This is a genomic window from Aquabacterium sp. (assembly GCF_035476535.1).
GTDB lineage: Bacteria > Pseudomonadota > Gammaproteobacteria > Burkholderiales > Burkholderiaceae_C > Pseudaquabacterium.
Genome location: NZ_DATILJ010000303.1, coordinates 1 through 26,893 on the forward strand (window position 1 = coordinate 1; position 26,893 = coordinate 26,893).

The window sequence follows — 26,893 nt, forward strand, 5'->3', positions numbered from 1 at the left end:
TTGATGGGCGAAGACTATTGGTCGTACGGCGTCGCACCGGCGCGCAAGACGCTCGAGACCTTCGTGCGACATCACCATGCGCAGGGCCTGTCGTCGCGACTCGTCCCCGTCGAAGAGCTGTTCCATCCCGCGACCTACGAAACCTACAGCATCTGATGCGGAGACCTTTGTGAATCGCTCGACGTTTATCGCGATCGGCGCGCTTGCCCTTTCCGGCTTGACGCTGTCCGGGGCCGCACGCGCGCAGGGCTTTCCGACCCAGCCCATCAAGCTGGTCGTGCCCTTTGCACCGGGCGGCCTGCCCGATACCGTGGCGCGCTTGCTGGCGCAGCGCCTGCAAGGCCCGCTGGGCCAGCCCGTGGTCGTGGAAAACAAGGCAGGCGGCGGCGGAGCGATCGCCGCCGCCGCCTTGGCGCAGGCGCCTTCCGACGGTCACACGTTGCTGATCACGGACGGACCGATGCTGGCGATCGCGCCGCTGATCTCCAAGAACGTGACCTACGACGCCATCCGAGACTTCGTCCCGGTGTCGCTGGTGGGGACGGCACCGTTGTTCATGGCTGTCAACTCCCAGGTCCCCGCCCGCACGCTCGACGAGTTCATCGCGCTGGCCAAGTCCAAGCCAGGTGCGCTGACCTACGGGTCGGCGGGCATCGGCAGCATCCACCATCTGACCGCAGAGGCGGCGAAGGAAGGCTTGGGCATCTTTGTGTCGCACATCCCCTACCGGGGCAGCGGCGCATCGGTTCCGGCCCTGATCGGCGGCCAAGTCGACATGGTGTTCGCCTCGCCACCGTCGCTGATGGGTTTTGTCAAGTCGGGCCAGGCCAGGCTGCTGGCCATCAACTCTGCCAAGCGTTCGGACCTTGCGCCCGACGTTCCGACGCTCGGCGAGAAGATTCCGGGCTTCGACTTCGCCTTCACGATCGTCGTGATGGCTCGCGCAGGAACGCCGCGTGAGGTGGTCAATCGGCTGAGCTCTGCGATCGCCGCAGTGGTCAAGTCGCCGGACATGATCGAGCCGCTGCGTGTGGCCGGCGTGGATCCGATCGGCGGCACGCCCGAGCAACTGGCCAAGGCCATGCAGACCGAATCGGCCCGCGTCGCCAAGGCGTCCCAGCGAGCCGGCCTCAAGGCCGAGTAATTGCCATGTCAGTGCAGACCCACGCCGACACGCAGATGCCGTTGCGCATTGTGCGTACCTCCATCGTTGCAGAAGGCATTCGCAGTTTCGAGCTGGTGCAGCCCGATGGCAGCGAACTGCCGCCATTCACCCCAGGCTCTCACGTCAAGGTGCAGACGCCTTCCGGCGCGGTGCGCAAGTATTCGCTGTGCAACGACCCGGCCGATAGTCACCGCTACGTGATCACCGTCAAGCGGGACGATGGCGGACAGGGCGGCTCGGTGAGCATGCACGACCAGGCGCTGGAAGGCCACACCTTGCCGACCTCGATGCCCGACAACGCATTCCCGCTGGTGACGCCAGCAAAGGCCTATCTGTTCATTGCCGGCGGCATCGGCATCACGCCGATCCTCTCGATGATCCGGTCGTTCGGCGAATTGCCGGCGGCGCCGTGGAAGCTGTTCTACCTGACACGCTCCCCGGAAACCACTGCCTTCGCCGACGAGCTTGCAGCCCTGGGCCGCCATGTCCGGATTCATCACGACCACGGCGATCCAGCGAACTCCTTCGATCTGTGGCCGGCCCTGGAGAAGCCGAATACCGCGCACGTCTACTGCTGCGGACCGCGCCCGCTGATGGAGGCAGTGCGCGACATGACCGGCCATTGGTCGCCTGGCAACGTTCACTTCGAGAGCTTCAACGAGGGTGGCGGCGTCAAGCCCGATGACAAGCCGTTCAAGGTCAGGCTTGCCAAAGCAGGAGCTGAGTTCGAGGTGCCGGTGGGCCAATCGATTCTCGCGACATTGCGCGAGCACGGCTGCTCCGTGGCCTCGTCCTGTGAGAGCGGCACCTGCGGGACCTGCCGCACGACCTTGCTCGAAGGCGAGGCCGACCACCGCGACATGGTGCTGATCCCCGAGGAGATGGCCACGCAGATCATGATCTGCGTCTCACGGGCCAAGTCGCCTCAGCTGGTATTGGACCTGTGAGCAGCGGTCGCGCGATCAGGCTCGGCGTCGCCGGACTCGGCCGGGCCTTCACCTTGATGCTGCCCACCTTCGTGCAGGACCCGCGTGTGCGGCTCGTCGCCGCATGTGACCCGCGCGAAGCGGCGCGCGCGCAGTTCGCGCGCGACTTCTCGGCACCGGCCTATGCGGACATCGAGGCTCTCGCGCGCGATCCGTCGGTCGAGGCCATCTACGTGGCCAGCCCGCATCAGTTCCATGCCGAGCACACAGCAGTCGCGGCCCGCCACGGCAAGCATGTGCTGGTCGAAAAGCCGATGTCGTTGACACTCGCCGAGTGCGACGCGATGATTGCCGACTGCCGTGCGGCAGGGGTGCATCTCGTGATCGGCCACTGCCACAGCTTCGACGCACCGTACCGCATGCTGCGCGACGTCGTTGCGGGCGGCAGCGTCGGTACGGTGCGCATGATCCATGCCGTCAACTACACCGACTTTCTCTACCGCCCGCGGCGCCCTGAAGAACTGCAGACGGAAGCTGGTGGCGGCGTGGTGTTCAGCCAGGCGGCGCATCAGGTGGACATCGTACGCATGCTGGCTTCCAGCGCCGTGGTGCGCGTGCGAGCCATTACCGGCACCTGGGACTCCCAACGGCCGACCGAAGGCGCTTATGCCGTCTTGCTGTGGTTTGCGAGCGGCGCCTTTGCCACGCTGACCTACAGCGGCTACGGACACTTCGACTCGGACGAGTGGTGCGACTGGACCGGTGAGATGGGCACCGCCAAACGGCCGCAGGACTACGGCCGCGCGCGCCGGCGCCTGGCGAGCCTTCCGGATGCGCTGGAGGAGGCGCGTCTGAAATCGGAGAGTACCTATGGCGGCCCTTCGTACGTGCCGGCCGTCGCAGACAACCCGTCGCGACACCAGCATTTCGGACCGATCATCGTGTCTTGCGACCGAGCGGATCTTCGCGCCATGCCCGATGGCGTGTGGGTCTACGGCGACGCGCAGCAAGAACGCCTGCTGCTGCCACCGCCGCCGGTGCCGCGCTACGAGGTGATCGACGAACTGCACGCGGCCATCGTCGACCAGGTCCAGCCAATGCACGACGGCCCCTGGGCCCGCGCGACGCTCGACGTGTGCCTCGCCCTGCTCCGCTCGGCGCGGGAAGGGCGCGACGTCGACCTGCGTGCCGGATGATCCCTGCTTGGCCCCAAGCCTGAATTCAGCAGAGTAGGTCGTTCACCTGGCTCAGTTTTGGCTCGGCATCTCCCTCAAAAGTGGCTCAGTTTTCGGTCGGCGCCAACACCTTTCAACCGCTTCGTCGCGCCGGGACAGGGGCGAGCTCGTTCACGTTGACGGCCTCGCCGCTCGGGGGCCGGCGCACACGTTCGCCACGGACAACAAACGAAACGGAGACCGGCGCCGACTGGCAACCGCACTGAAACATCCCGGCGAGAGAGTTGTGGCAACGCTAGGAGTACGCGCCATGTCTTCCAGTACCCAACCTGAGGTACCCCCTGATCCGTTTCGACAAGCTCAGGCGGTAGGTTCCGTGATCAGCGTCGGCGACACCCCCTTCGAGCGCACATGCGGGATGGCCATGTCTCTTGTGGCGGTGTGCATCGTCGTAGCGTTCGCGCTGCCGGTGTAGCCGCGCGAGCACAGCTAGCGCCAATCGACACCTTGGGCCACTGACCCTACGGTCATCTGTGGGCATGTCCGGCCCGACGTGGGCCACGGATGGGCCAAATGTGGGCCACAAAGCAAAACGCCGACTTGGAAGTCGGCGTTCGTCTATTCACTAAGTTGTTGTTATTGTTCGAGAATTCTTCTGTGTTCTTTGGTTGCGGGGGCAAGATTTGAACTTGCGACCTTTGGGTTATGAGCCCAACGAGCTACCAGGCTGCTCCACCCCGCGACTGGAAGACGGACTATAGCACGGTTGGGCGTCGTGTCGATGGGTTGCGCTCAACGCAGCGCTCACCCGCAGTTCGACCGATGCCCGAAGTCACGTTGCGCGACTAAGATTGAAAACAAGCGGTGGCCTGTTGGCTGCCAATTCGGCGGACCCTCCCGCCCACAACCGGGCACCCCGATGAGCGATTCCCGCAAGATCCTGCTGGTTGACGACCATGAGCTGGTCCGCTTCGGCGTCAAGACCATGTATGGCGAGCTGATGGGCTACACCGTCGAATGGATCGAGGCCGGTACGCTGCAGGAAGCCATCGACACCTACGCCGCGCATGGCGACATCAATGCCGTGCTGCTGGACCTGAACCTCGCCGATTGCAAGGGCCTGCAAGGCCTGCGCATGTTCCTGCAGGCGCACCCGAAGGCACGCGTCGCCGTGTTCAGCGGCACGCAGGACGAGTTCGTGATCCGCCAGGCCCGTGCTTTGGGCGCCGTGGGCTATGTTGGCAAGGGCACGATGATGACCCAGATGCGCGACACGCTGACCGCGCTGCTGTTCCCCAACGGCGTGGCCGAAGCGCGCGGCCCGGCGCCCAGCAGTGCGCTGTTCCCGCGCTTTCCGTCGTCGGCGATGTACGACCGCGTCGCTGAGCTGGGGCCGCGCCACCTCGAGATCCTGGAGCTGGTGCTGTCGGGCTGCACCAACCAGGAGATCAGCAACTCCACCAACCTGTCGCTGGGCACGGTGAAGAACTACGTGTCCTCACTGCTGCTGGCGCTGGATGTGCGGTCGCGCTCGCACCTGATCAGCCTGTTCCGCTGACCCATCGTGGCCAGCCCGCCGACGGACGAGGAGGTCACCCGGCCGGCCCCGCTGGGCCCACTGGACCCGTTGGATCCTCTGGACCCACCAAGTCGGGCGGCCACCGAAGCGCCGGTGGATGCCACCGCGCCGGGGTTCGAACCCGACTCGCCCGCACGCGCCGCTGAAGCCCTGAACGAACCCATCGGGTCGGTGGCGCGCCAAGCCGCCACTACCGTGCCACGCGCGCAATTCATCGCGGTGGACGGCCGTGCCGCACAGAACGAAGTCGACGCCAGCCTGCGGCATTCGGCCGAGCGGCGTGCCATCGACGAACGACTGGAAGACGCCGGCTTGCGCTCGACGCTGGCTGCCCTGCCAGTGTGGGGCGCGACGCTGGCCCTGTCCTGCCTGCCGATGGCTGCGGCGATCGGCCTGAACGCACCGCTGGCCGGGCTGCTGTGGGGGCTGGCCATGCTGCTGCTGGCCTTTCTGCTCTGGCAGCTGCCGCGCCGCACACGCCACCACAACGGCAAGCCGGGCCATGCCATCGAATCGCGCCGGCGCATCCATGCGCTGGTCGGCACCGCGGCGTTCGGCATCGCGCTGGCGCCCTGGCTGGGCGGTCCCGGTGCCGCCTTGGCCCTGCTGGGGCTGCTGTGCACCGCACTGGCCTTTGCCGGCGTGGTCTGCCTGGGGCCGCTGCGGCTGGCCGCGCTGGCCCTGGCGCTGCTGCCGCTGTCGGCCGGCTTTGCCGGCGCGATGATGTTCAACGACATGCCGCACCGCGCGCTCTACGGCAGCGCCGCGCTGGCCGCCGCGGCGACGCTGGTGGCCGTGGTCCGCCTGCGCCACCGCGCCTGGCGCCAGAACACGCGGGCGCTGATCGAGCAGAGCGTGCGCCTGCAGGCACTGGAAACCGAGCGCGACGCCGCCTGGGCGGCCGACCAGGACAAGAGCCGTTTCCTGGCCATTGCCAGCCACGACCTGCGCCAGCCGGTGCATGCGCTGGGCCTGTTCGCCGCCACGCTGCAAAAGCGCCTGCAGCACACGCCAGATGAACCGTTGGCACGCAACATGATGCGTGCGATCGACGGGCTGGAGCGCTCGTTCAACGCGATGCTGGACATCTCACGGCTGGACGCCGGCGCGCTGAGCCCACGGGTCCAGACCTTCCCGCTGCGCGACATGTTCCGCCGCCTGCACATGCACTACGCCGGCCAGGCTGAGCTGTCCGGGCTGGGGCTGCGCTTTTCGCCGGGCGGCAAGTCGGTCACCAGCGATCCGCAGCTGCTCGAGCGCATCGTCGGCAACCTGATCCAGAACGCCATCAAGTACACCGAACATGGCGGCATCGTGGTGTTGGCGCGCTCGACCAGCACACACATCAACATCGAGATCTGGGACACCGGCAGCGGCATTGCGCCAGACCTGCTGCCGCGCATCTTCGAGGAGTTCTACCAGGTCGGCCGCGGCGAGCGCGATCGCACGCATGGCCTGGGCATGGGCCTGGCCATCGTCAAGCGCCTGTCCAGCCTGCTGAACCACCGGCTGATGGTGTCGTCGCGGCCCGGCCACGGCACGATGTTCCGCATCGGCGTGCCGATCGGCGAGCTGCCCGGCATCCAGGAAGACATGGCGCCGGCCGACACCGTGCCGATGCTGCTGCAAAGCCCGCAGATGGTGCTGATCATCGACGACGAGGAACCCATCCGCGAAGGCCTGCGCCTGCTGCTGGAGGAGTGGGGCTTCCAGGCCATGACGGCGGCCAATGCGCAGCAGGCTGAGCATGCCGCCGCCGCGCTCGAGGGCCATGTCGACCTGATCCTGTCCGACCTGCACCTGGGCGACGGGCCCGACGGACTGGAAGCGGTGGCCAACGTGCGCCGGCTGTGCGGCCACGACGTGGCAGCCGTGCTGGTCACCGGCGACACCTCGCACGACGAGATCACCCGCATCACCGCCAGCGGACTGCCGGTGCTGTTCAAGCCGGTGCAGCCGAAGCGGCTGTACGAGGCGCTGAGGCAGACCCTCGGCTGATTTCTCAAGCACTGCGGGCCGCAGAGCAGGCCGCGCGTCCCTAAATCAGCGGAACTCCGCACACCCGGGGAGGGGGACCCCCGGCAGAGATGACTTTCGACCACTGTGCGGCGAGGCGCTGGCTTCTAGAGTCCGCTCCATTGCAGCTTCGGCCCACCTGTTGCCAGCCCGAAAGAACCTCATGTTGGACATCGAGTCGTTGATCAGCTCACTCGGCGAAGGCGCCCCCAGCGGCGATGACCTCGAGTACGACCCGGTGTTCGCAGCCCTCGAACAGGCCGGCGCCGGCAAGCCCGAACAGCAGTACGGCGACACCATCGTCGCCGCACAAGAGCCCGACTGGCGCACCGTGCATGAACACGCGATGGCGCTGACCAGCCGTACCCGCGATCTGCGCGTGGCGATCTGGCTGGTGCGCAGCAAAGCCCGCCTGCATGGCCTGGCCGATGCGGCCAGCGCACTGCAGCTGGTGCACGGCCTGCTGCTCCAGCACTGGGACACGGTGCACCCGCAGCTGGACGCCAGCGACGGCAACGACCCGACGATGCGCATGAACGCGCTGGCCCCGCTGGCCAGCGGCGAAGCCGCGCTGGCCGACCTGCGCGCCGCCACGCTGAGCCCCGAGCGCGGCAGCCTGACCTTGCGCGGCCTCGAACTCGGCCTCGGCAAGGCCGAGCCGATCACCGGTGAGTCGGCACCCAGCGAAGCCGGTGCCCTGGAAGCGCTGGGCACCGCGCTGACGCAACAGCCGGCCCTGGCAGAGGCCGTGGCCGCGGCGCTGCAAGCGGTGCGCGACAGCGCCAAGCTGCTGGACGAGCGAGTCGGCAGCCTGGGCCCCGAACTGACGCCGCTGATCCGCCTGCTGAAGACGGCCGACGACGCGATTCGCCGCACCACCGGCCAGGACGCGGCGGGCGCTGCAGCAGAAGATGGCCAGCCGGCCAGCGATCCAGGCAGCGCCCCGCGCGGCGCCGTGGCCACCCCCGGCGCCATCGTCACCCGCGATGACGCGGTGCGCGCCCTCGGACGTGTCTGCGAGTGGATCGAGCGGCATGAGCCGAGCCACCCCGCACCGCTGCTGATCCGCCGCGCCCAGCGGCTGATGAGCATGAGCTTCCTCGAAATCATGCGCGACATGGCGCCGGACGGCATGAGCCAGATCCAAGTGCTCGCCGGCCCCGAACCCGATAACGGTTGATTCCACCACCCACCCCCTTAGCGACGACAACAGGAGCTCAAGCCATGGCCACCAGCAGTCAGAAATTCATCGCCCGCAATCGTGCCCCCCGGGTCCAGATCGAATACGACGTCGAGCTCTATGGCGCCGAGAAGAAGGTGCAGCTGCCCTTTGTGATGGGCGTGCTGTCCGACCTGTCCGGCAAGCCCGAAGACGCGCTGCCGCCGGTGGCCGAACGCAAGTTCATGGAGATCGACGTCGACAACTTCGACGCCCGCATGAAGTCGATGAAGCCGCGGGTGGCCTTCCAGGTGCCCAACACGATGACCGGCGAAGGCAACATCGCGGTGGACATCACCTTCGACAGCATGGACGACTTCTCGCCCGCCGCGGTGGCTGCCAAGGTCGATGGTCTGAAGCAGCTGCTGGAAGCCCGGCAGCAGCTGGCCAACCTGGTCACCTACATGGACGGCAAGACCGGCGCCGAAGAGTTGATCGCCAAGGTCATCAAGGACGAGGCACTGCTGAAGTCCCTGGCCATGGCCAAGGCCCAGCCGGCCGAGGGCGACAAGCCCGCCGAGTAACAACACGCCCAGCCTTCACCGCACTTCGGAGCCTCCCACCATGGCCGACCCCACCCCATCCTCCGCTGCTTCCGCACTGCAAGGCGTCACCTTCCAGGGTGGCGAATTCGCCTCGCTGCTGAACAAGGAATTCAAGCCCAAGAGCGAAGAAGCCAAGTCCGCTGTTGAACAGGCGGTGCTGACGCTGGCGCAGCAAGCCCTGTCGCAGACCAAGCTGATCGGCAGCGACGTGCTGGTCTCGATCGAGGCGATGATCGCCGAGATCGACAAGAAGCTGTCGGAGCAGGTCAACTCGATCCTGCACCACAACGACTTCCAGAAACTCGAGTCCGCCTGGCGCGGCCTGCACTACCTCGTCAACAACACCGAGACCGACGAGATGCTGAAGATCCGGGTGATGAACATCACCAAGGTCGATGTGCACAAGACGCTCAAGCGCTTCAAGGGCACGGCCTGGGACCAAAGCCCGCTGTTCAAGAAGGTCTACGAGGAAGAGTACGGCCAGTTCGGCGGCGAGCCCTTCGGCTGCCTGATGGGCGACTACTACTTCGACCAGAGCCCGCAGGACGTCGAGATGTTGACCGAGATGAGCAAGGTCTGCGCCGCAGCGCACGCCCCGTTCATCGCCGCCGCCAGCCCGACGGTGATGCAGATGAACTCGTGGCAGGAACTCGCCAACCCGCGTGACCTGACCAAGATCTTCGGCACGCCGGAATACGCCGGCTGGCGCTCGCTGCGCGAGTCCGACGACGCGCGCTACCTGGGCCTGGCGATGCCGCGCTTCCTGTCGCGCCTGCCGTATGGCGCGAAGACCAACCCGGTCGAAGAATTCAACTTCGAGGAAGAAACCGGCGGCGGCGACCACAGCAAGTACACCTGGACCAATGCCGGCTATGCGATGGCGGTGAACATCAACCGCTCGTACAAGCTGTACGGCTGGGGCACCTGCATCCGCGGCATCGAATCCGGCGGCGCGGTCGAAGGCCTGCCGACGCACACCTTCCCGACCGATGACGGCGGCGTCGACATGAAGTGCCCGACCGAAATCGCCATCAGCGACCGCCGCGAGGCCGAGCTGGCGAAGAACGGCTTCATGCCGCTGGTGCACCGCAAGAACAGCGACTTCGCGGCCTTCATCGGCGCCCAGTCGCTGCAGAAGCCCTTCGAATACGACGACCCCGACGCGACGGCCAACGCCAACCTGTCCGCGCGCCTGCCCTACCTGTTTGCCTGCTGCCGCTTCGCGCACTACCTGAAGTGCATCGTGCGCGACAAGGTCGGCTCGTTCAAGGAACGCTCCGACATGGAAAAGTGGCTCAACAACTGGATCATGAATTACGTGGATGGCGACCCCGCCAATTCATCCCAGACTACCAAGGCCCAGAAGCCTTTGGCCGCTGCCGAAGTGATCGTCGAAGAAGTGCCCGGCAACCCCGGCTACTACACCTCCAAGTTCTTCCTGCGGCCGCACTACCAGCTCGAAGGGCTGACGGTGTCCCTGCGACTTGTCTCGAAGCTGCCGTCCCAGAAGCAAGCCTGATTAAAACCACTCTGTTGCCCCCCTCTCGTAGCACTCTGTCTCTGTCGTTCCCCCGTCCCCAACCAGCATCACCCCCCACCTGTCATTTAGGAGATTCACCATGAGTTCAGACACCCATATCAAGTTCGAAGGCGTCGACGGCGAAGCCACCCACAAGGACCACAAGGGCGAAATCGAAGTCCTGTCCTGGAACTGGAATGTCACCAACTCGAACGTCGGCGGCACGTCCGGCGGCGGCTCGGGCAAGGGCAAGGCCACGCCTGGCGATTTCTCGTTCACGCACGTTTTCGACAAGGCCTCGCCGATCCTGGCCAAGCAGGCGGCCGCCGGCAAGCACTTCGCCACCGTGGTGCTGACCGCACGCAAGGCCGGCGAAGGCCAGAAGGACTTCCTGAAGGTCACGATGAAGGAAGCCTTCATCACCGCCGTGTCGCCTTCGGGCGGCCACGGCGGCGAGATCATCGAGAACGTCGCGATGAGCTACAAGGACATCGAGTTCGAATACAAGCCGCAAGACGACAAGGGCGGCCTGGGCGGCGCCGTGAAGTTCGGCTGGAACATCGCCGACACCAGCACGCGCTGAGCGCCCAGGGCCTGGGGCTTGCTGCCGCGACGCCGCCGGACACGGCGGTGCCGCGGCGCCCCATGCCTTGCACGGGCGGCCTGCCGCGAGGCGGTCCGCCTCAGTGCCCGGCCTTCCTTCGCCCCGTTGACTTGAATTGACACCGATCGAGGTTCTGCCATGCCCATCGTCATGCCCGAAATGAGCGCCGCGCCCGGCGGGGCTTCGAGCGACATCTACCTGCACGTGCAGACCAAGCGCGCCGGCAAGATCAAGGGCGAATCCACGATCGCAGGGCACCTGGACGACATCATCGTCAACACCTGGCAATGGGGCCTGGCCGCCAGTTCGGCCATCGGCAGCAACCAGGCCACCGGACGACGTTCCTACACCGCATTGACGGTACAGAAAAGCATTGACCAGTCGACCACCGGATTGATGTCCGCGCTGGCGACCAATGACCTGGTCAAGGAAGCCCGGCTGACCATGCGCAAGGCCGGCGGCAGCCAGGAAGACTATTTCATCATCACGCTCAAGGAAGCCCGCATCACCGGTGTGTCCCACACCACCGCGGCGGATGGCTACACCAACGAGACCGTGTCGATCATGTTCACCAAAGTCGACGTCGAGTACCGCCCGCAGAAAACCTCGGGCGCTCGCGGCGGCAGCTTTACTTTCAACGACGAACTGGTCGAATCAGCCTGACCGACACACCCATGCCCACTGCCCAGGAACTGCTCGCCCAAGGCGACCCCAAAGGCGCACTCGCGCAACTGCAGCAGCAGGTCCGCAGCAAGGCTGCCGACCCCAAGCTGCGGGTGTTCCTGTTCCAGCTGCTGTGCGTGCTGGGGCAGTGGCAGCGCGCGCTCGACCAGTTGCAGGTCTGCGGCGAGCTCGATGCCGGCACGCTGGCGATGGTCAACACCTACCGCAGCGCGCTGCAATGCGAAGCGGTGCGCGAGGCCGTGTTTGCCGGCACCACCGTGCCGCATGCCTTCGGCCGACCGCAGAACTGGGTGGCCCTGCTCGCCCAGGCGCTGCAGGCTGAATCGCAGGGCGATGCGCCGCAGGCCGCCCATCTGCGCGCGATGGCCTTCGAGCAGGCGCCCACCACCAGCGGCAGCCTGGATGGCCAGGCCTTCGACTGGATTGCCGATGGCGATTCACGCCTCGGCCCGGTGCTCGAAGTCATCATCAACGGCCGCTATGGCTGGCTGCCCTATGGCTCGCTGCAGAAGATCAGCATCGACGCGCCCACCGACCTGCGCGACCTGGTGTGGGCCCCGGCGCTGATCACCTTCGCCAATGGCGGCGAAACCGTGGCCCTGCTGCCGGTGCGTTATGCCGGCACCGCGGCGCAGGCCGATGGCCAGCTACTGATGTCGCGCAAGACGGAATGGATCGAGCTCGCCGAGGGGCAGTACCGCGGCCTCGGCCAGCGCCTGCTGACCACCTCGGGCGCTGAAGTCGGCCTGCTCGAAGCGCGCGAAATCCTGCTCAATCCCGAGATCCCGGCGGAAGAAGAAGCCGACGAGGGTGATGAGGCCGGCGCCGCTGGCGCGGCCTCGGCCTGAGGACGACACGCCCATGGCCAACGGCGAGGTGCGTGACCGCCTGCAGCCGGCGCTGCTCGACCGCCTGACCGACGATGCACCCGGCCAGCGCGAAGAGCCGCTGGACCGGCGCGTGATGTCCAAGACGCAGATGCGCCAGGCCGTGCTGCGCGACCTGGGCTGGCTGTTCAATGCCACCCAGCCGCATGGCGCCTCGACCGAGCTGCCCCCGGCCGTCTCCGAGAGCGTGCTGAACTACGGGCTGCCGGCGCTGTCGGGCCAGCTGGTGTCGCGGGTCGACATCAGCCTGCTGGAGCGCGCCATCCGCCAGGCCATCCTGCGCTTCGAACCGCGACTGCTGCCCGAGACGCTGAAGATCGTCGCGCTCGAAGCCACGCATGTGCTCGACACGCACAACACCATCGAATTCGAGATCCGCGGCCACCTGTGGGCCCAGCCGGTGCCGCTGGAAGTGCTGCTGCGCACCAAGCTCGACCTGGAAGCCGGCCAGGTCGAGGTGCGTGACGCGTCCGGCGTCGCCCCATCGCGAGCGTTCTAGATGGATCCCCGCCTCGTACGTCTTTACCAGGACGAGCTGACCCACCTGCGCGAGGTCGGCAGCGAGTTCGCGGTCGAATTCCCGAAGATCGCGTCGCGCCTGGGCATGGAAGGCATGGAGGTCGCCGACCCCTATGTCGAGCGCCTGCTCGAAGGCTTCGCCTTCCTCGCCGCGCGGGTGCAGCTGAAGCTGGAGGCCGAGCAGCCCAAGCTCATCGCCCACATGCTGGAGTCGATCTACCCGAACTTCCTGGCACCGGTGCCTTCGATGATGATCGCGCGGCTGGGTGCCGACCCGACCGACCCGAACCTGGCCAAGGGCCACACCGTCGCCCGCGGCAGCGCACTGCAGGCCCAGCAAGCACGCGGGCAGGACACCTTGTGCGAATTCCGCACCGCGATGGACGTGACGCTGTGGCCGATCGAGCTGGTCTCGGTGCAGTACTTCGCCCATGCGCCGGACCTCGGCCTGGCGCGGCTGCCGCAGGCCAAGCCGATGAAGGGCGGGCTGCGCATCAAGCTGCGTGCCGGCGGCGGCCTGCGCTTCAACCAGCTGCAGCTGGACAAGCTGTGCCTGCACATCAGCGCGCCGGACGACGTGGCCTACCGCCTGCACGAGCTGGTGCTGGGCACCGCGCTGGGCAGCCTGGTGGCGGTGCCCGGCGCGGCCGGCGCCACCGACATGCCGCGCCAATGGCGCGATAGCCCCAGCATCCGGCCGGTCGGCTTCGCGGCCGACGAGGCGTTGCTGCCCGAATCGCTGCGCGCCTTTTCCGGCCACCGCCTGCTGCAGGAAGTGTCGGCGATGCCGCAGCGCCTGCTGTTCTTCGACATCACCGATCTGGCACCGCGCCTGGCCCAGGTGGCGGGCGACCAGGTCGAGCTGGTGCTGCTTTTTTCGCGCGGGGATCCTGCACTGGAAACGCTGGTGGACGGCGGGAGCCTCGCGCTTTTTTGCACGCCCGCGATCAACCTGTTCCCCAAGCGGCTGGACCGGGTGCCGCTGGGCCCCGGGGCCTGGGAATACCACCTGGTGCCCGACCGCACGCGACCGATGGACCTGGAGGTGCACAGCGTCGAGACCGTCATCGGCCACGGCAGCGGGCGCGATGCGCAGCGTGAATTCAAGCCGCTGTACACCACCCACCACCAGGCGCCAGCCGAGGGCCACGGCTACTTCACGCTGCGGCGCGAGGCACGGCTGCTGTCCGACCGGCAACGCGCGCAGGGGCCACGCTCGTCCTACATCGGCGAAGAGGTCTTCATGTCGCTGGTGGACGCTCATCATGGCGCCTATCGCGACACGCTGCGCCAGCTGTCGGTCACCGCCTGGGTCACCAACCGCGACTTGCCGGCGCTGCTGCCGCAGGCCGGTGCGGCCGGCGCCAGCAGCTGGAAGCTGGACACGCCCGGGCCGGTGTCCAGCGTCGAATGCGTGCGCGGCCCGACGCGGCCGGTGTCGCGCCGCGCCTCCGGCGACATCGGCTGGCAGCTGGTGAGCCAGCTGACGCAGAACCACCTGTCGCTAGCAGGCACGCCGGCGCAGACCGCCGCCGCGCTGCGCGACACATTGCGTCTGTACGGCCCGCCGGGCGACCTGACCTGGAGCCACCAGGTCGATGGCCTGCTGACGCTGCGTACCCAACCCATCGTGCGGCGGCTGCCGTTCAAGGGCCCCTTGAGCTTCGGCAGCGGCATCGACATGGTGCTCGAAGCCAACGAACTGAGCTTCCAGGGCGCCAGCGCCTTCCTGATGGCCTGCGTGCTGGAACGCTTCTTCGCGCGGCACGCGGCGATCAACAGCTTCACGCAGCTCACCTTGCGCAGCCAGCAGCGCGGGCTGGTCAAGGTCTGGCCACCGCGCACCGGCGAGAGGGCCACCTTGTGAGCCTCAATCGGCGATTGGGCGGCGACACGCGGCACCAGGCCGCCGATGCGGCCAACGACGCGCTGCAGCAGTTGCTGGCCCAGCTCGAAGAAGCGCCGTGGGACTTCGACTTCTTTGCGCTGATGCGCCGCATCGATGCCATGCGCCCGCACGCGCCGGTGCTCGGCAAGGGCCTGCGTCCCTCTCAGGAGTTATTGCGCCTAGGCCAGGTGCCGGAGCTGGACTTCGCGCCGGCGGCGCTGGCGAAATTCAAGCGCGACGGCCTGACGCCGCGCCTGGGCGTGCGCTTCTTCGGCCTGCTGGGCCCGCACGGCCCGATGCCGCTGCACCTGACCGAGTACGTGCGCGAGCGCCTGCACCAGCGCAACGACCCGACGGCGGCGCGCTTTCTCGACGTCTTCCACCACCGCATGCTGAGCCTGTTCTACCGCGCCTGGGCCGAGACCCAGCCGGTGGTGCAGCAGGATCGGCCCGGCTCCGACCGCTATGCCAGCTGGCTGGGCGCCACCTTCGGCCTGAATCGGCATCCGGGTGGGGCCCATGCGGCCGCCGACTCGGTGCCCGAACACGCCAAGCTGTTCCAGGCCGGCCTTATCGCCAGCCGCAGCCGCCAACCCGAAGCGCTGACCAAGGTGCTGCGCCAGTACTTCCGCGTGCCGGTGGCGCTGGAGCCGCATGTCGGCCACTGGCTGATGCTGGACAGGGCCGACCGCTCGCGCCTGGGCTTTGCGCGCAACCGGCCCGAACGTTCACAGATTCCCCATGCCGAACTCGGCCGCAGCGCCAATGCCGGCCACAAGGTGTGGGACCGGCAGTACCGCTTCCGCCTGCGGCTGGGCCCGCTGACGATGCAGCAGTACCAGGACTTCATCCCCGGCGGCAGCGCCTGGCAGCCGCTGTGCGACTGGGTCCGGCTGCTCGCCGGCCAGGACCTCGGCTGGGACACCCAGCTGGTGCTGGCCAGGCAGGAGGTGCCCGAGCCCCGGCTCGACCGCCGCCTGCGGCTGGGCCTGACCAGCTGGATCGGGTCCGGCGGCCGCCGCAACGGCCAACGGCGCCCGGCCATCGATCGTGACGAACTCAGGCTTCGGCCGAGTTCGTCTTTCCTCTTGCGACGTCTCGGAGCCACGCATGGCTGAAATCTCCCGCACCACCTTGTTCGGCAAGCTCAATCCCCTGGCCTACAAGGCCATCGAGGGCGCCACCGTGTTCTGCAAGATGCGCGGCAACCCGTACGTCGAGTTGCAGCACTGGCTGGCGCAGATCCTGAACACGCCGGACAGCGACCTGCACCGCATCATCCGCCAGTACGAACTGGACACCGCGCTGCTGGCCTCGGACCTGACCAAGGCGCTGGACCGGCTGCCGCGCGGCGCCTCGTCGATCAGCGATCTGTCCAGCTTCATCGAAAGCGCGGTCGAACGCGGCTATGTCTACGGCTCGCTGCTGTTCGGTGAACAGCAGGTGCGCACCGGCCACCTGGTCGTCGGCATGCTGAAGACGCCGTCGCTGCGCGGCGCGCTGGTGGCCATCTCCAAACAGTTCGAACGCATCAAGCTCGACGACCTGTGCGACCGCTTCGCCACCCTGCTGGCGCAGTCGCCCGAGAACCTGATGCCGGCCAGCGACTCCGGCGCCGCGCCGGGGGAGTCCAGCGATGCGATTGCGCCTGCCGCGATGGGCAAGCAGGAGGCGCTGAAGCGCTTCACCACCGACCTCACCGAGCAGGCCCGCGGCGGCAAGATGGACCCCATCGTCGGCCGCGACGACGAGATCCGCCAGGTGATCGACATCCTGATGCGCCGGCGCCAGAACAACCCGATCCTGGTCGGCGAGGCGGGGGTCGGCAAGACCGCGGTGGTCGAAGGCTTTGCGCAGCGCATCGCGCGCGGTGATGTGCCGCCGGCGCTGAAGGAAGTGGCGCTGCGCGTGCTCGATGTCGGCCTGCTGCAGGCCGGCGCCAGCATGAAGGGTGAGTTCGAACAGCGCCTGCGCTCGGTGATCGACGAGGTGCAGGCCTCGCCGAAGCCCATCATCCTGTTCATCGACGAAACCCATACGCTGGTCGGCGCCGGCGGCGCGGCCGGCACCGGCGATGCGGCCAACCTGCTGAAGCCCGCGCTGGCCCGCGGCCAGCTGCGCACCATCGGCGCGACGACCTTCGCCGAGTACAAGAAGCACATCGAGAAAGACCCGGCGCTGACCCGCCGCTTCCAGAGCATCCAGGTCGACGAACCCACCGAGCCGCGCGCGGTGCTGATGATGCGGGGCGTCGCATCGACGATGGAAAAGCACCACAAGGTGCAGATCCTCGACGAGGCGCTGGAAGCCGCGGTGAAGCTGAGCCACCGCTACATCCCGGGCCGCCAGCTGCCGGACAAGTCGGTCAGCCTGATCGACACCGCCTGTGCGCGCGTGGCCGTCAGCCTGCATGCCACGCCGCCGGAAGTCGACGACTGCATGAAGCGCATCGAGGCGCTGGAGGTCGAGCAAGGCATCATCGGCCGCGAAGGCGCGATCGGCATCGACACCGCCGCGCGCTCGGCCGATGTCGAAGCGCACCTGGTCAGCGAGCGCGCGCGGCTGGAAGGCCTGAATGCGCGCTGGCTGGCCGAGAAGGCGCTGGTCGAGAAGCTGCTCGACCTGCGCGCCAAGCTGCGCGGCGCCACGCAGCCGGTGGAAGGCACCGGCAGCAAGCTCGAAAAGAGCGCCGAAGCCCCGGCTGAAAAGAGCGCGGCCGAACTGGCCGAAGCGCAGCTACCACCGCTAACGGCCGAAGAACGCGGCGCGACGCTGGCCGAACTGAAGCAGGTGCAGGCCGAGCTGACAACCCTGCAAGGCGAGACGCCGCTGATCCTGCCGACAGTGGACTACCAGGCGGTGGCCAGCGTGGTCGGCGACTGGACCGGCATCCCGGTCGGGCGCATGGCGGCCAATGAGATTGACACGGTTCTGAAGCTGCCCACGCTGCTGGGCCAGCGCGTGATCGGCCAGGACCACGCGATGGAGATGATCGCCAAGCGCATCCAGACCTCGCGCGCCGGCCTGGACAACCCGAACAAGCCCATTGGCGTGTTCATGCTCGCCGGCACCTCGGGGGTCGGCAAGACCGAAACCGCCTTGGCGCTGGCCGAGGCGCTGTACGGCGGCGAGCAGAACCTGATCACCATCAACATGAGCGAGTACCAGGAGGCGCACACCGTCTCTTCGCTCAAGGGTGCGCCCCCCGGCTACGTGGGCTACGGCGAAGGCGGCGTGATGACCGAGGCGGTGCGCCGCAAGCCCTATTCGGTGGTGCTGCTCGACGAGGTGGAAAAGGCCCACCCGGACGTGCACGAGGTCTTCTTCCAGGTCTTCGACAAGGGCTTCATGGAAGACGGCGAAGGCCGGCTGATCGACTTCAAGAACACGCTGATCCTGCTGACCACCAATGCCGGCACCGACATGATCAACGGCCTGTGCAAGGACCCCGAGCTGATGCCCGACCCCGAGTCCATGGCCAAGGCACTGCGCGAGCCGCTGCTGAAGATCTTTCCGCCCGCGCTGCTGGGCCGGCTGGTGACGATCCCGTACTACCCGCTATCGGATGAAATCCTCGGCCAGATCGTCAAGCTGCAGCTGGGCCGCATCAAGAAGCGCGTGGAAGAACGCTACAAGATCCCCTTCAACGTCGGCGACGATGTGGTCAAGCTGGTCGTTTCGCGCTGCACCGAAAGTGAATCGGGCGGCCGCATGATCGACGCGATCCTGACCAACACCATGCTGCCGACGATCAGCCGCGAGTTCCTGGAACGCATGATGCTCGGCAAGCCGATCACGCAGGTGAACGTCGGCGTGCAGGAGGCCGACTTCCACTATGACTTCGGCTGAACCGCGCGTGCGGCGCTCGGCGGTGGCGCAGGCCGTCGCCGGCACCCCGCTCGCAGACGCACTGCAGCTCGCCATCGGCCACCTGCGCGCAGAGCGCATCGAGCCGGCCGAGACCGCGTTGCAGGCGGTGCTGGCGCGCTGGCCCGAACAGCCCGACGCACTGCATTTTCTCGGCGTGCTGCGCCATACCCAGGGCCGGCACGACGAAGCCGTGGCGCTGGTGCAGCGCGCACTGGCCAAGCTGCCGTCCCAGGCCGGCGCCTGGAACAACCTGGGCAACATCCTGCTCGGCGCCAGGCGCCTCGACGATGCTGCCCAGGCCTACGAACAGAGCGTGGCACTCACCCGGAACACGCCAGATTCCGCCGGTGCACTGAACAACCTGAGCGTCATCCACCGCAAGCGCGGCCGCTGGGCCGAGGCCGAGGCGGCCTGCCGCGCCGCGCTGCAGGTGCGGCCGGACTCGGGCGACAGCTGGTTCAACCTGTCGCTGGCCTTGATGGGCCAGGGCCAGGTGCATGAAGGCCTGATCGCCAACAGCCGTGCCATCGCGCTGTGGCCGCGCCTGCTGCAGGCGCGCAATGAAGTCATCCGCGCGCTGCTGATGCTGGGCGAACGTGAGCGGGCCGCCACGCTGTACCGCGAATGGCTGGCCGAGGATCCGGACAACCCGGTGGTGCAACACCAGCTGGCGGCCTGCCTGGGCGAGCACACGCCGGCGCGCGCCAGCAACGGCTACATCGAACAGGTCTTCGACACCTTCGCCGACTCCTTCGACGTCAAGCTCGAAGCGCTGCACTACGTCGCGCCGCAGCGCCTGGCACAGGCCGTGCAGCAACGCCTGGGCGAGCCGCAGGCGGCGCTGGACATCGCCGACCTCGGCTGCGGCACCGGACTGTGCGGGCCGCTGCTGCGCCCGTATGCGCGCCAACTGGTGGGCTGCGACCTGTCGGTGGGCATGCTGCGCAAGGCCAAGCCGCGACAGGTCTACGACACGTTGCACCGAGCCGAACTCGTGTACTACCTGGACACGCAGCCGGCCGCCTTCGATGTGCTGGCCAGCGCCGACACCTTCATCTACTTCGGTGTGCTGGATGACGCGATGGCCGCCGCAGCCCGCGCGCTGCGGCCCGGTGGTCGCCTGTTCTTCACCGTCGAGGCGCTGGACGACAGCGACGATGCGCCGCACCGCCTGCAGACCAACGGCCGCTACGCCCATCACCGCTGCTACCTGCAGGCCACGCTGGCCACGGCCGGCTTCGGCGCGGTGGAGATCGAGCCCTTCACCGTGCGCCACGAAGCCGGCAAGCCAGTGCCCGGCTGGGTCGTCAGCGCACAACAAGCGCCGTGCGATTCGTGAACTAAGCGCGCGGCGCATGACCTTAGGCGCTGGTCGGCCGCCGCGGCCGGCGCGACGATGAAGACAACAGGCCGATCAAAGGTTCCGACGCACCATGCCCGCCATTCCCATCTCGCTCAAGACGCCGCTGCCGGCGACGGACCTGCGCTTCGCTTCGATGACTTTTTCGTCCGGCTTGAGCGTGCTGGAGGAAACGCAACTGCAATTGCTGAGCGACAAGCCGGACCTGCGTCCCGAAGACCTGCTGGGCAAGCCGGTGGACGTGACGATCGAGCTGCGCGATGGTGAACAGCGCCATGTCACCGGTTATGTCGCGCGCTTCGGCCAGAGCCGGCACCAGGGCCGCTACTACGGCTACCAGGCCACCGTCGTGCCCTGGCTGTGGTTCCTGACGCGCCGCTCCGATTGCCGCATCTTCCAGGAGATGACGGTGCCCGACATCGTCAAGGAAGTGCTGAAGAACCACGCGGCCATTGCCAATGTCGACTACAAGCTGGTGCGCAGCTACCGCACCCGGACCTATTGCGTGCAGTACCGCGAGACCGATTTCAACTTCGTCGCGCGGCTGCTCGAGGACGAAGGCATCTACTGGTACTTCGAGCACAGCGCGGGCGAGCAGAAGCTGATCCTGGTCGACATGTCCAGCGCGCACGCGCCCGTGCCGGGTTATGAAGCGCTGCCGTACTACGCCAACATCGGCCAGGCCTCGCCGGATGTCGACTACATCTCGAACTGGTCCTTCTCGCGGGAAGTCGAGACCGGCAAGGTGGCCTTGACCAGCTACGACTTCGAGCGACCCTTCACCGCGCTGAAGGTCGGCCTGGCCCTGCAGCGCGACGCCGACCTGACCGACTACGAACAGTTCGACTACCAGGGCGACTACACCCAGGTGCCCAACGGCGAACAACTGCTGGACAACCGGATGGACGAAGTGCAGACGCGCTTCGAACAACTGGGCGGCAGCACCAATGCCTATGGCCTGGCCGCCGGCCACCTGTTCGACCTGACGCAGCACCCGCGCGACGACCAGAACGCCGAATACCTGTGCATCCGCACCTTCATCAGTGCGCAACTCAACGGCAGCGAATCGGGCAATGCCACCGGCGAGTATCAGTGCACTTTCGCGGCCATCCCGTCGCACCAGCAATACCGCCCGCCGCGCCGCACGCCCAAGCCCTTCGTGCAGGGGCCGCAGACCGCGGTGGTCGTCGGCCCGTCCGGCGAAGAGATCTTCACCGACAAGTACGGCCGCGTGAAAGCCCAGTTCCACTGGGACCGCTATGGCAAGAAGAACGAGACCAGCTCGTGCTGGATGCGCGTGTCTTCACCGTGGGCGGGCAAGAGCTTCGGCTTCATCCAGATCCCGCGCATCGGCCAGGAGGTGGTGGTCGATTTCCTTGAAGGCGACCCCGACCAGCCGCTGATCACCGGGCGCGTCTACAACGCCGATCAGATGCCGCCGTGGGACCTGCCGGCCAATGCCTCGCAGTCCGGCATGCTGACGCGCTCGACCAAGGGCGGCGCCTACATGAATGCCAATGCGCTGCGCTTCGAGGACAAGAAGGGCGCGGAGCAGATCTGGCTGCAGGCCGAGCGCAACATGGACACGTCGATCGAGTGGGACGAATCCCACACCGTCGGCCATGACCAGACCAACCTGGTGCTGAACCACCAAAAGACCAACATCAAGAAGGGCCGTGAGGTTTACGTCGAGGCCGACGGCGAGACCTATTACGTCAAGGGCAAGCGCACGATCTACGTCAAGGGCAGCCAGGTCCAGACGATCACCGAAAACTACGACACCTTCACGACGCAGAACCGGGGCGACTACACCGACGGCAAGCGCACCATCATCACCAATGCGACCTACTCGCACAAGTCGGGCGGCGCCACCAACTTCGATTGCGGGCCGCTGTTCGGCGTGCAGGCCGTCGACATCAAGTTCAAGCCCTCGGGCCTGTTCGGCGTCGACGCCGGTGGTGACTTCCATGCCAAGGCAGCGGCCTTCCGGTTCTCGGCCATGGGCAACATGGATTTCACCTGCAACAACTTCAACCGGGTGATCTTCCAGGGCAACGACACGGTGCTGGGGCCCAACACCAACACCTACATCGGCGTCTCGCGCGATGTGGCGGTGGGCCCGGCCACCGAGGTCTGGGCCGGCATGCACAACTCGGCCGCGGTGGGCATCGACATGTCGGCCTTCCTGGGCCTGCAGATCTCGAATTTCCTCGGCCTGTCGCTGTCCAACGCGGTGGCGCTGCAGATCTCGAACTCCGGCATCAACATGGGCATCACCGGCATCGACCTGACGATGTCCGGCATCGCGCTGACAAACAACGGCTTCCTGATGGTCAACAGCGGCAGCGGTTCGGGCGCCGGCGCCGGATCGGTCGGCCCCCTGGGCGTCGGCTCCGCGCTGGCCGCCGGCGTCTACGGGCTGGTTGCGATGGCCGCCGGCGCGGCCGCGGCGGTCAGCGCCGCCAGCGATGCCAAAAAGGACATCGACAAGCTGCTGAACGACCCGACACTGACACCCGCTGTGAAAGCGCGCCTGAAGAACGCGCTGACCTCGCCGTTCGCGCTAAACACCACCTCGACCGACGCGTTGGAGGCGCAGAACCAGAGCGAAACCGCCGCCCAGCTGAAGCAGCTGGGCGAAGTGCAGGCCAACCCGGACTTCGGCAAAGTGCCCGGTGCGCCGCCGACCATCCCGATCCCGCCGCCGGCCGATGCCAACCCGCCGGCCATCACCCCGCCGGCGACCCCGGGTGATCCGACCGCGCCTCCGGGCGGCGGTGCTGGCGGTGGCGGTGGGGGTGGTGGGGGTGGACCCGGCGGTGGTGGACCTGGCGGCGGTGCCGGCGGCGGTGGTGCACCCGGCGGTGGTGTTGGCGGCGGTGGTGCCGGTGGTGGTACCAGCGCGCCAGGCGGCGGCGGCGCGGGCGGTGGTCCGACGCCGGGTGGTGGCACCGGTGGTGGTGGCGCCGGTGGTGGTGCCGGCGGTGGCGGTGCACCTGGCGGCGGCGCCGGGGGTGGTGGTGCCGGCGGTGGTGGCGCACCCGGCGGCGGCGGTGCCGGTGGTGGTGGTGGTGCCGGCGGCGGTGCACCCGGCGGTGGCACCGGGGGCGGTGGTGCCGGCGGCGGCGGCGGCGGTGCACCCGGCGGCGGCGTGGGTGGTGGTGGTGCCGGTGGCGGTACCAAGGCACCTGGCGCTGGCGGGGCTGGTGGTGGTGCCGGCGGCAACGCCTGGTAAGCCTGAAACTGAGCGATGCAGACCATCAAACCCATGGTGCTGGGGCTGACCACGCGCCCCATCGAATTCCGCCGCCGACTCGGCCTGTCGATCACGACGGCGCTGTATTTCCCGTTCAAGCCAGCGGGAGAAGGCACGCTGTGGACCGAGCCGTCGATGTGGAAGTTCCTCGAGCAGGAAATGCCCGAGGGACCGTTCATCGACGAATGCATCGTCAAGCAGCGCAGCGAGTTCCTGGTGCGCGGCTCGGCCTACGCGCCGGGCGGCCCGGGCAGCAAGACGCTGGCGCTCGAAGTGAGCGTCAGCGTGGCCGGCGTGAGCAAGCGCCTGCACGTCTTCGGCCCGCGCCGCTGGCAGGGCCTGAGCGCCAGCGAGCCCGAGCCCTTCGAGCGCGTGCCGCTGGACTGGCAGCATACCTACGGCGGCCCGGACTATCCGGCCAATCCGCTGGGCATGGGCCGCGTCGGTCACACGGGAGGCAGCAGCAAGGAACCACCGCGCTGGTTGCCGCAGGTGGTCAAGCCCAACCACAATCCGCTGGGGCCGGACGAAGCCGTGCCGCCGACGGCGCTGGGCATCATCGATTGCATGTGGCCGCAGCGTGCGCAGCATGCCGGCACGTACGACGAGCGCTGGCTGAAAGAGCAGTCGCCCGGTTTCGCCAGCGACATCGACTGGCGCTACTTCAACCTGGCCGCCGAGGACCAATGGTTCGACACGCCGCCACGCGGCGACGAGCGCTTCGAGTTCATCAACATGCACCCGAGCTTGCCGCAGTTGCAAGGCCAGTTGCCCGGCTTCGTGCCGCGCTGCTTCATCGACCATGGCGACGGCATCACGCCGATGCTGCGCGAGGTGTCGCTGAAGCTGGCCACGCTGTGGTTCTTTCCACATGCCGAGCGCGGTATCGCGCTGTTCCAGGGCTTGTCCGAATGCCAGGAAGACGACGCCACCGACCTGAAGGCGCTGATCGGCGCGGTCGAGCGCCTGGGCGAAGCCAAGCCGCGCGAACACTACCTCGACGCGTTGAACAAGCGGCGTGATCCCGAGACCGGTTCGCTCTATGCCGTGCGTGAGAGCGATCTGCTGCCGACCGGCTTCAAGAGCACCGATGCCGACTTCGACGAGACCATCGCCGACTACCAGCTCGAAGGCCTGCAGGCCCAGGCCGCGCGGCGCGGCGCGGTCTTCGAAGTCCGCGGCGCGATCGACAAGGCGCGCGCCGCCGGTGTCGATCCCGCCAAGCTCGGCTTGGTGATCCCGGAGCCCGAGCCCACGCCGTCGCTGGAGGCCCTGCCCGAGTACCTGGCGAAGAAGCGTGCCGAGATGCTGAACGCGCAAGTGAGCAGCGCACTCGACGCCGCCGACCGGGTGAAAGCGGCCCGCGCCCAGATGGTCGCGGCCGGCATCGACCCCGAGTCGCTGGTGCACCGCGGTCCGCCGACCTACAAGGCCGGCGCCCACTTGCAGCAGCTGACGAGCCAGGTGCCCATCGGCACACCGGGCGTCGACCTGAAGGCGCTGGCGCCCAAGCTGCTGAAACTGGAGTCGATGCAGCGCATCGATTACCTGCAGTCGGCCCACGCCCAGCCGCCCGCGCACCCATTGCCGCCCGCGCGCGCCAAGGCCGTGCGCGAGGCCGTGATGCAAGGGCACGCGCAAGGCAAGAGCTTTCTCGGCGTCGACCTCACCGGCGCGGACCTCTCCGGCCTGGACCTGAGCGGCGCCGACTTCAGCGGCGCCTGGCTGGAAAGCGTGAACTTCACCAACAGCGTGCTCAAGGGCACGGTGTTTGCGCACGCCGTGCTGGCACACGCCAACCTCACCGGGGCCGATGCATCGCAAGCGGAGTTCGGCGGCGCCAACCTCGGGAAGGCGAACCTCAAGACCACCCGCCTGGTGCAGGCCGACCTGCGCGGCGTGACGCTGGTGGATACCGCGCTGGCGCAGACCGACCTGCGCGGCGCGAAGCTGCACGATGCCAAGCTGACCGGCGCGACCTTCGGGCTGGCCGACTGGCGTTCGGTACAGGCCAGCGGCCTGTTCTTCCACCAGGCGCAGCTGAAGGACATGGTGATGAACCGCTGCCAGCTGGATGCACCGACCTTCGTCGAGTGCGACCTGAGCGGCGTCGACTTTGCTGCCGCCGAATTGGTGCGTCCCACCTTCGTCAAGTGCACTGGCCACGGCACACGCTTCGCACGCGCGGTGATGGAAGGCGCGGTGTTCGTCGACGGCTGCGACTTTTCGTCGGCCGATTTCAGCGAGGCCCGCTTGAAGGGCTGCAATCTGCGCGGTGCCACGCTGCACGGCGCGCGCTTCGCCGGCGCCGACCTGCAGGAGGCCGACCTGTCCGAGGCCGATCTCACCGGGGCCGACTTCAGCAATGCGTCCCTGCGCAGCGCGCTGCTGATCAAGACCAAGCTGACCCAGGCGGTGATGTCCGACTGCAACCTGATGAACGCCATCGTGCAGCGGGCCGATCTGCGCGGCGCCGACCTGCGCAACGCCAACCTGTATGGCAGCGACCTCTCCCGCGTCTGGACCGACCCGGGCACGATGATGCTCGGCGCCGTGCTCGACCGCGCCAAGACCTACCCCCGCCGCGAGAACAAGAGCCCGGCATGACATCGCATCCTCCCGCCGGCGCTGCCGACCCGCCGCCCGACATCACCGACCAGGACCGCCTGGTCGCGCGCGTGCTGATGGGCACGCCGATCAGCGAGCTCAATCTCTCCGGCGGCCGCTTCTCCGAGTTGATGCTGGCCGGCGGCGTGTTCAGCCAGGTCGACTTCCGCCGCACCGATTTCAGCGGCAGCGACCTGCGCGAGGCCACGTTCGACAACTGCCAGCTGGATGGCGCGATCTTCGACAACGCGCAACTGCGCGGCGCGGTGTTCAACGAATGCAGCGCCACCGGTTCACGCTGGCACAGAGCGGGCCTGCGCAACGCCAAGCTGGCGATGTGCACGCTGGGGCAGGCCAGCTTCGCCGCCGCCGACCTCAACCTGGCGGTGCTGGTGAAGTGCCAGCTCGACGAGGCCGAGTTGCGTGGCGCGGCGCTGGACCGCAGCTCGCTCGTCGAATGCTCGGCGCTGAAGACGAACTTCGACCACATCGCGATGCACCAGGTTACCTTCCACAAGTGCGTGCTCGATGGCGCGACGATGGAGCAGAGCTCGCTGAACCTGGTCACCTTCAACGAAACGCCGCTACCTGGCCGCTCTTTCGCCGGCCAGCAATTGCTGGGCGTGCAGTTCACCGATTGCCCGCTGGATCAGGCCGACTTCACCGGCGCGCGCATCGAGAAGTGCAACTTCAAGGGCGCCACGCTCAACGGTGCACGCTTCCACCGCGCCCAGGGTGCGAATTCGCTGTACATGGAAGCCCAGGGCGAGGATTGCGATTTCTCCTCGGCGCTGCTGACCCAGGCGATATTCGTCAAATCCAGCTGGCAGCGCTGCCGCTTCGAGCGCGCCAACCTCTACCAGACGATCTGGACCGAAGCCAAGCTGCTGGACTGCAACCTGCGCGACGCGGAGCTGACCTATGCCGACTTCTCGCACGGCGACCTGAGCCGCTCCGATTTCGAAGGCGCCACGATGTTCCGCGCCAAGCTGCACAAGGCCCAGGATGCCGGCGCGCGCTTCAGCGACCGTGGCCGCGCGCTGGAAACCGACCCCGTGCTGGCCAAGGCCGAAG

19 protein-coding genes, 1 tRNA gene and 1 pseudogene are annotated in these 26,893 nt (G+C 67.5%); 20 read left to right on the top strand and 1 reads right to left on the bottom strand.

Going from position 1 to position 26,893, the window contains the following annotated elements; all coding sequences use genetic code 11:
- The 4 genes and pseudogenes from VLK61_RS29325 to VLK61_RS29340 form a co-directional block, all read left to right on the top strand.
- Nucleotides 1-156: pseudogene (locus VLK61_RS29325) on the top strand (ABC transporter substrate-binding protein); the annotation flags it as partial.
- 13 nt (nt 157-169) lie between these two features.
- Nucleotides 170-1,144: a Bug family tripartite tricarboxylate transporter substrate binding protein gene (locus VLK61_RS29330; RefSeq protein WP_325426774.1), complete on the top strand. Its 975-nt coding sequence runs from the start codon at nt 170-172 to the stop codon at nt 1,142-1,144.
- 5 nt (nt 1,145-1,149) lie between these two features.
- The gene (locus VLK61_RS29335; RefSeq protein ID WP_325426776.1) at nt 1,150-2,112 is read left to right on the top strand and encodes a PDR/VanB family oxidoreductase; all 963 of its coding nucleotides are present in this window, start codon (nt 1,150-1,152) and stop codon (nt 2,110-2,112) included.
- Entirely contained in the window at nt 2,100-3,287 is a 1,188-nt protein-coding gene (locus tag VLK61_RS29340) for a Gfo/Idh/MocA family protein (protein ID WP_422652894.1), read from the top strand. Before VLK61_RS29335 ends, VLK61_RS29340 begins: the two co-directional genes overlap by 13 nt.
- Nucleotides 3,288-3,931: 644 nt before the next feature.
- Here VLK61_RS29340 and VLK61_RS29345 read toward each other — a convergent pair.
- Nucleotides 3,932-4,008, bottom strand: a tRNA-Met gene (locus VLK61_RS29345).
- Between the two features lie 177 nt (nt 4,009-4,185).
- Here VLK61_RS29345 and VLK61_RS29350 point away from each other — a divergent pair.
- The 16 genes from VLK61_RS29350 to VLK61_RS29425 all read left to right on the top strand — a co-directional run.
- A complete protein-coding gene (locus VLK61_RS29350; protein WP_325426780.1) occupies nt 4,186-4,824 on the top strand; it encodes a response regulator transcription factor in 639 nt (212 codons plus the stop codon).
- A gap of 69 nt (nt 4,825-4,893) precedes the next feature.
- Nucleotides 4,894-6,843 carry a hybrid sensor histidine kinase/response regulator gene (locus VLK61_RS29355; RefSeq protein ID WP_325426782.1) on the top strand — a complete coding sequence of 650 codons (1,950 nt, stop codon included), beginning with the start codon at nt 4,894-4,896 and terminating at the stop codon, nt 6,841-6,843.
- 181 nt (nt 6,844-7,024) lie between these two features.
- Complete coding sequence (tssA, locus tag VLK61_RS29360; protein ID WP_325426784.1) at nt 7,025-8,041, top strand: type VI secretion system protein TssA; 1,017 nt, start codon at nt 7,025-7,027, stop codon at nt 8,039-8,041.
- A gap of 44 nt (nt 8,042-8,085) precedes the next feature.
- Nucleotides 8,086-8,604 carry a type VI secretion system contractile sheath small subunit gene (gene tssB, locus VLK61_RS29365; RefSeq protein ID WP_325426786.1) on the top strand — a complete coding sequence of 173 codons (519 nt, stop codon included), beginning with the start codon at nt 8,086-8,088 and terminating at the stop codon, nt 8,602-8,604.
- 40 nt (nt 8,605-8,644) lie between these two features.
- Nucleotides 8,645-10,144, top strand: coding sequence for a type VI secretion system contractile sheath large subunit (gene tssC / locus VLK61_RS29370; protein WP_325426788.1), 1,500 nt, complete (start codon nt 8,645-8,647; stop codon nt 10,142-10,144).
- 100 nt (nt 10,145-10,244) lie between these two features.
- Nucleotides 10,245-10,727, top strand: a complete 483-nt coding sequence (locus VLK61_RS29375; protein ID WP_325426790.1) for an Hcp family type VI secretion system effector — start codon at nt 10,245-10,247, stop codon at nt 10,725-10,727.
- A gap of 159 nt (nt 10,728-10,886) precedes the next feature.
- Complete coding sequence (locus VLK61_RS29380) at nt 10,887-11,411, top strand: Hcp family type VI secretion system effector (protein WP_325426792.1); 525 nt, start codon at nt 10,887-10,889, stop codon at nt 11,409-11,411.
- An 11-nt stretch (nt 11,412-11,422) separates the two neighbouring features.
- Nucleotides 11,423-12,280, top strand: a complete 858-nt coding sequence (locus VLK61_RS29385) for a type VI secretion system accessory protein TagJ (RefSeq protein ID WP_325426794.1) — start codon at nt 11,423-11,425, stop codon at nt 12,278-12,280.
- 13 nt (nt 12,281-12,293) lie between these two features.
- On the top strand, nt 12,294-12,818 hold the full coding sequence (gene tssE / locus VLK61_RS29390; protein ID WP_325426796.1) for a type VI secretion system baseplate subunit TssE: 525 nt from the start codon (nt 12,294-12,296) through the stop codon (nt 12,816-12,818).
- The gene (gene tssF, locus VLK61_RS29395) at nt 12,819-14,705 is read left to right on the top strand and encodes a type VI secretion system baseplate subunit TssF (RefSeq protein WP_325426798.1); all 1,887 of its coding nucleotides are present in this window, start codon (nt 12,819-12,821) and stop codon (nt 14,703-14,705) included.
- Nucleotides 14,702-15,844 carry a type VI secretion system baseplate subunit TssG gene (tssG, locus tag VLK61_RS29400; RefSeq protein WP_325426800.1) on the top strand — a complete coding sequence of 381 codons (1,143 nt, stop codon included), beginning with the start codon at nt 14,702-14,704 and terminating at the stop codon, nt 15,842-15,844. The genes tssF and tssG overlap by 4 nt, the downstream gene beginning before the upstream one ends.
- Nucleotides 15,837-18,575 (top strand): type VI secretion system ATPase TssH, encoded by a 2,739-nt coding sequence (gene tssH / locus VLK61_RS29405; RefSeq protein ID WP_325426802.1) that lies wholly within the window; start codon nt 15,837-15,839, stop codon nt 18,573-18,575. The genes tssG and tssH overlap by 8 nt, the downstream gene beginning before the upstream one ends.
- Nucleotides 18,562-19,935 (top strand): tetratricopeptide repeat protein, encoded by a 1,374-nt coding sequence (locus VLK61_RS29410; protein WP_325426804.1) that lies wholly within the window; start codon nt 18,562-18,564, stop codon nt 19,933-19,935. Before tssH ends, VLK61_RS29410 begins: the two co-directional genes overlap by 14 nt.
- A gap of 94 nt (nt 19,936-20,029) precedes the next feature.
- Nucleotides 20,030-23,191 (top strand): type VI secretion system Vgr family protein, encoded by a 3,162-nt coding sequence (locus tag VLK61_RS29415; protein WP_325426806.1) that lies wholly within the window; start codon nt 20,030-20,032, stop codon nt 23,189-23,191.
- Between the two features lie 15 nt (nt 23,192-23,206).
- Nucleotides 23,207-25,819 carry a DUF2169 family type VI secretion system accessory protein gene (locus VLK61_RS29420; RefSeq protein ID WP_325426809.1) on the top strand — a complete coding sequence of 871 codons (2,613 nt, stop codon included), beginning with the start codon at nt 23,207-23,209 and terminating at the stop codon, nt 25,817-25,819.
- Nucleotides 25,816-26,893: pentapeptide repeat-containing protein (locus VLK61_RS29425; RefSeq protein WP_325426811.1), on the top strand; the 1,078-nt coding region annotated here is incomplete at its 3' end. The genes VLK61_RS29420 and VLK61_RS29425, both read left to right, overlap by 4 nt.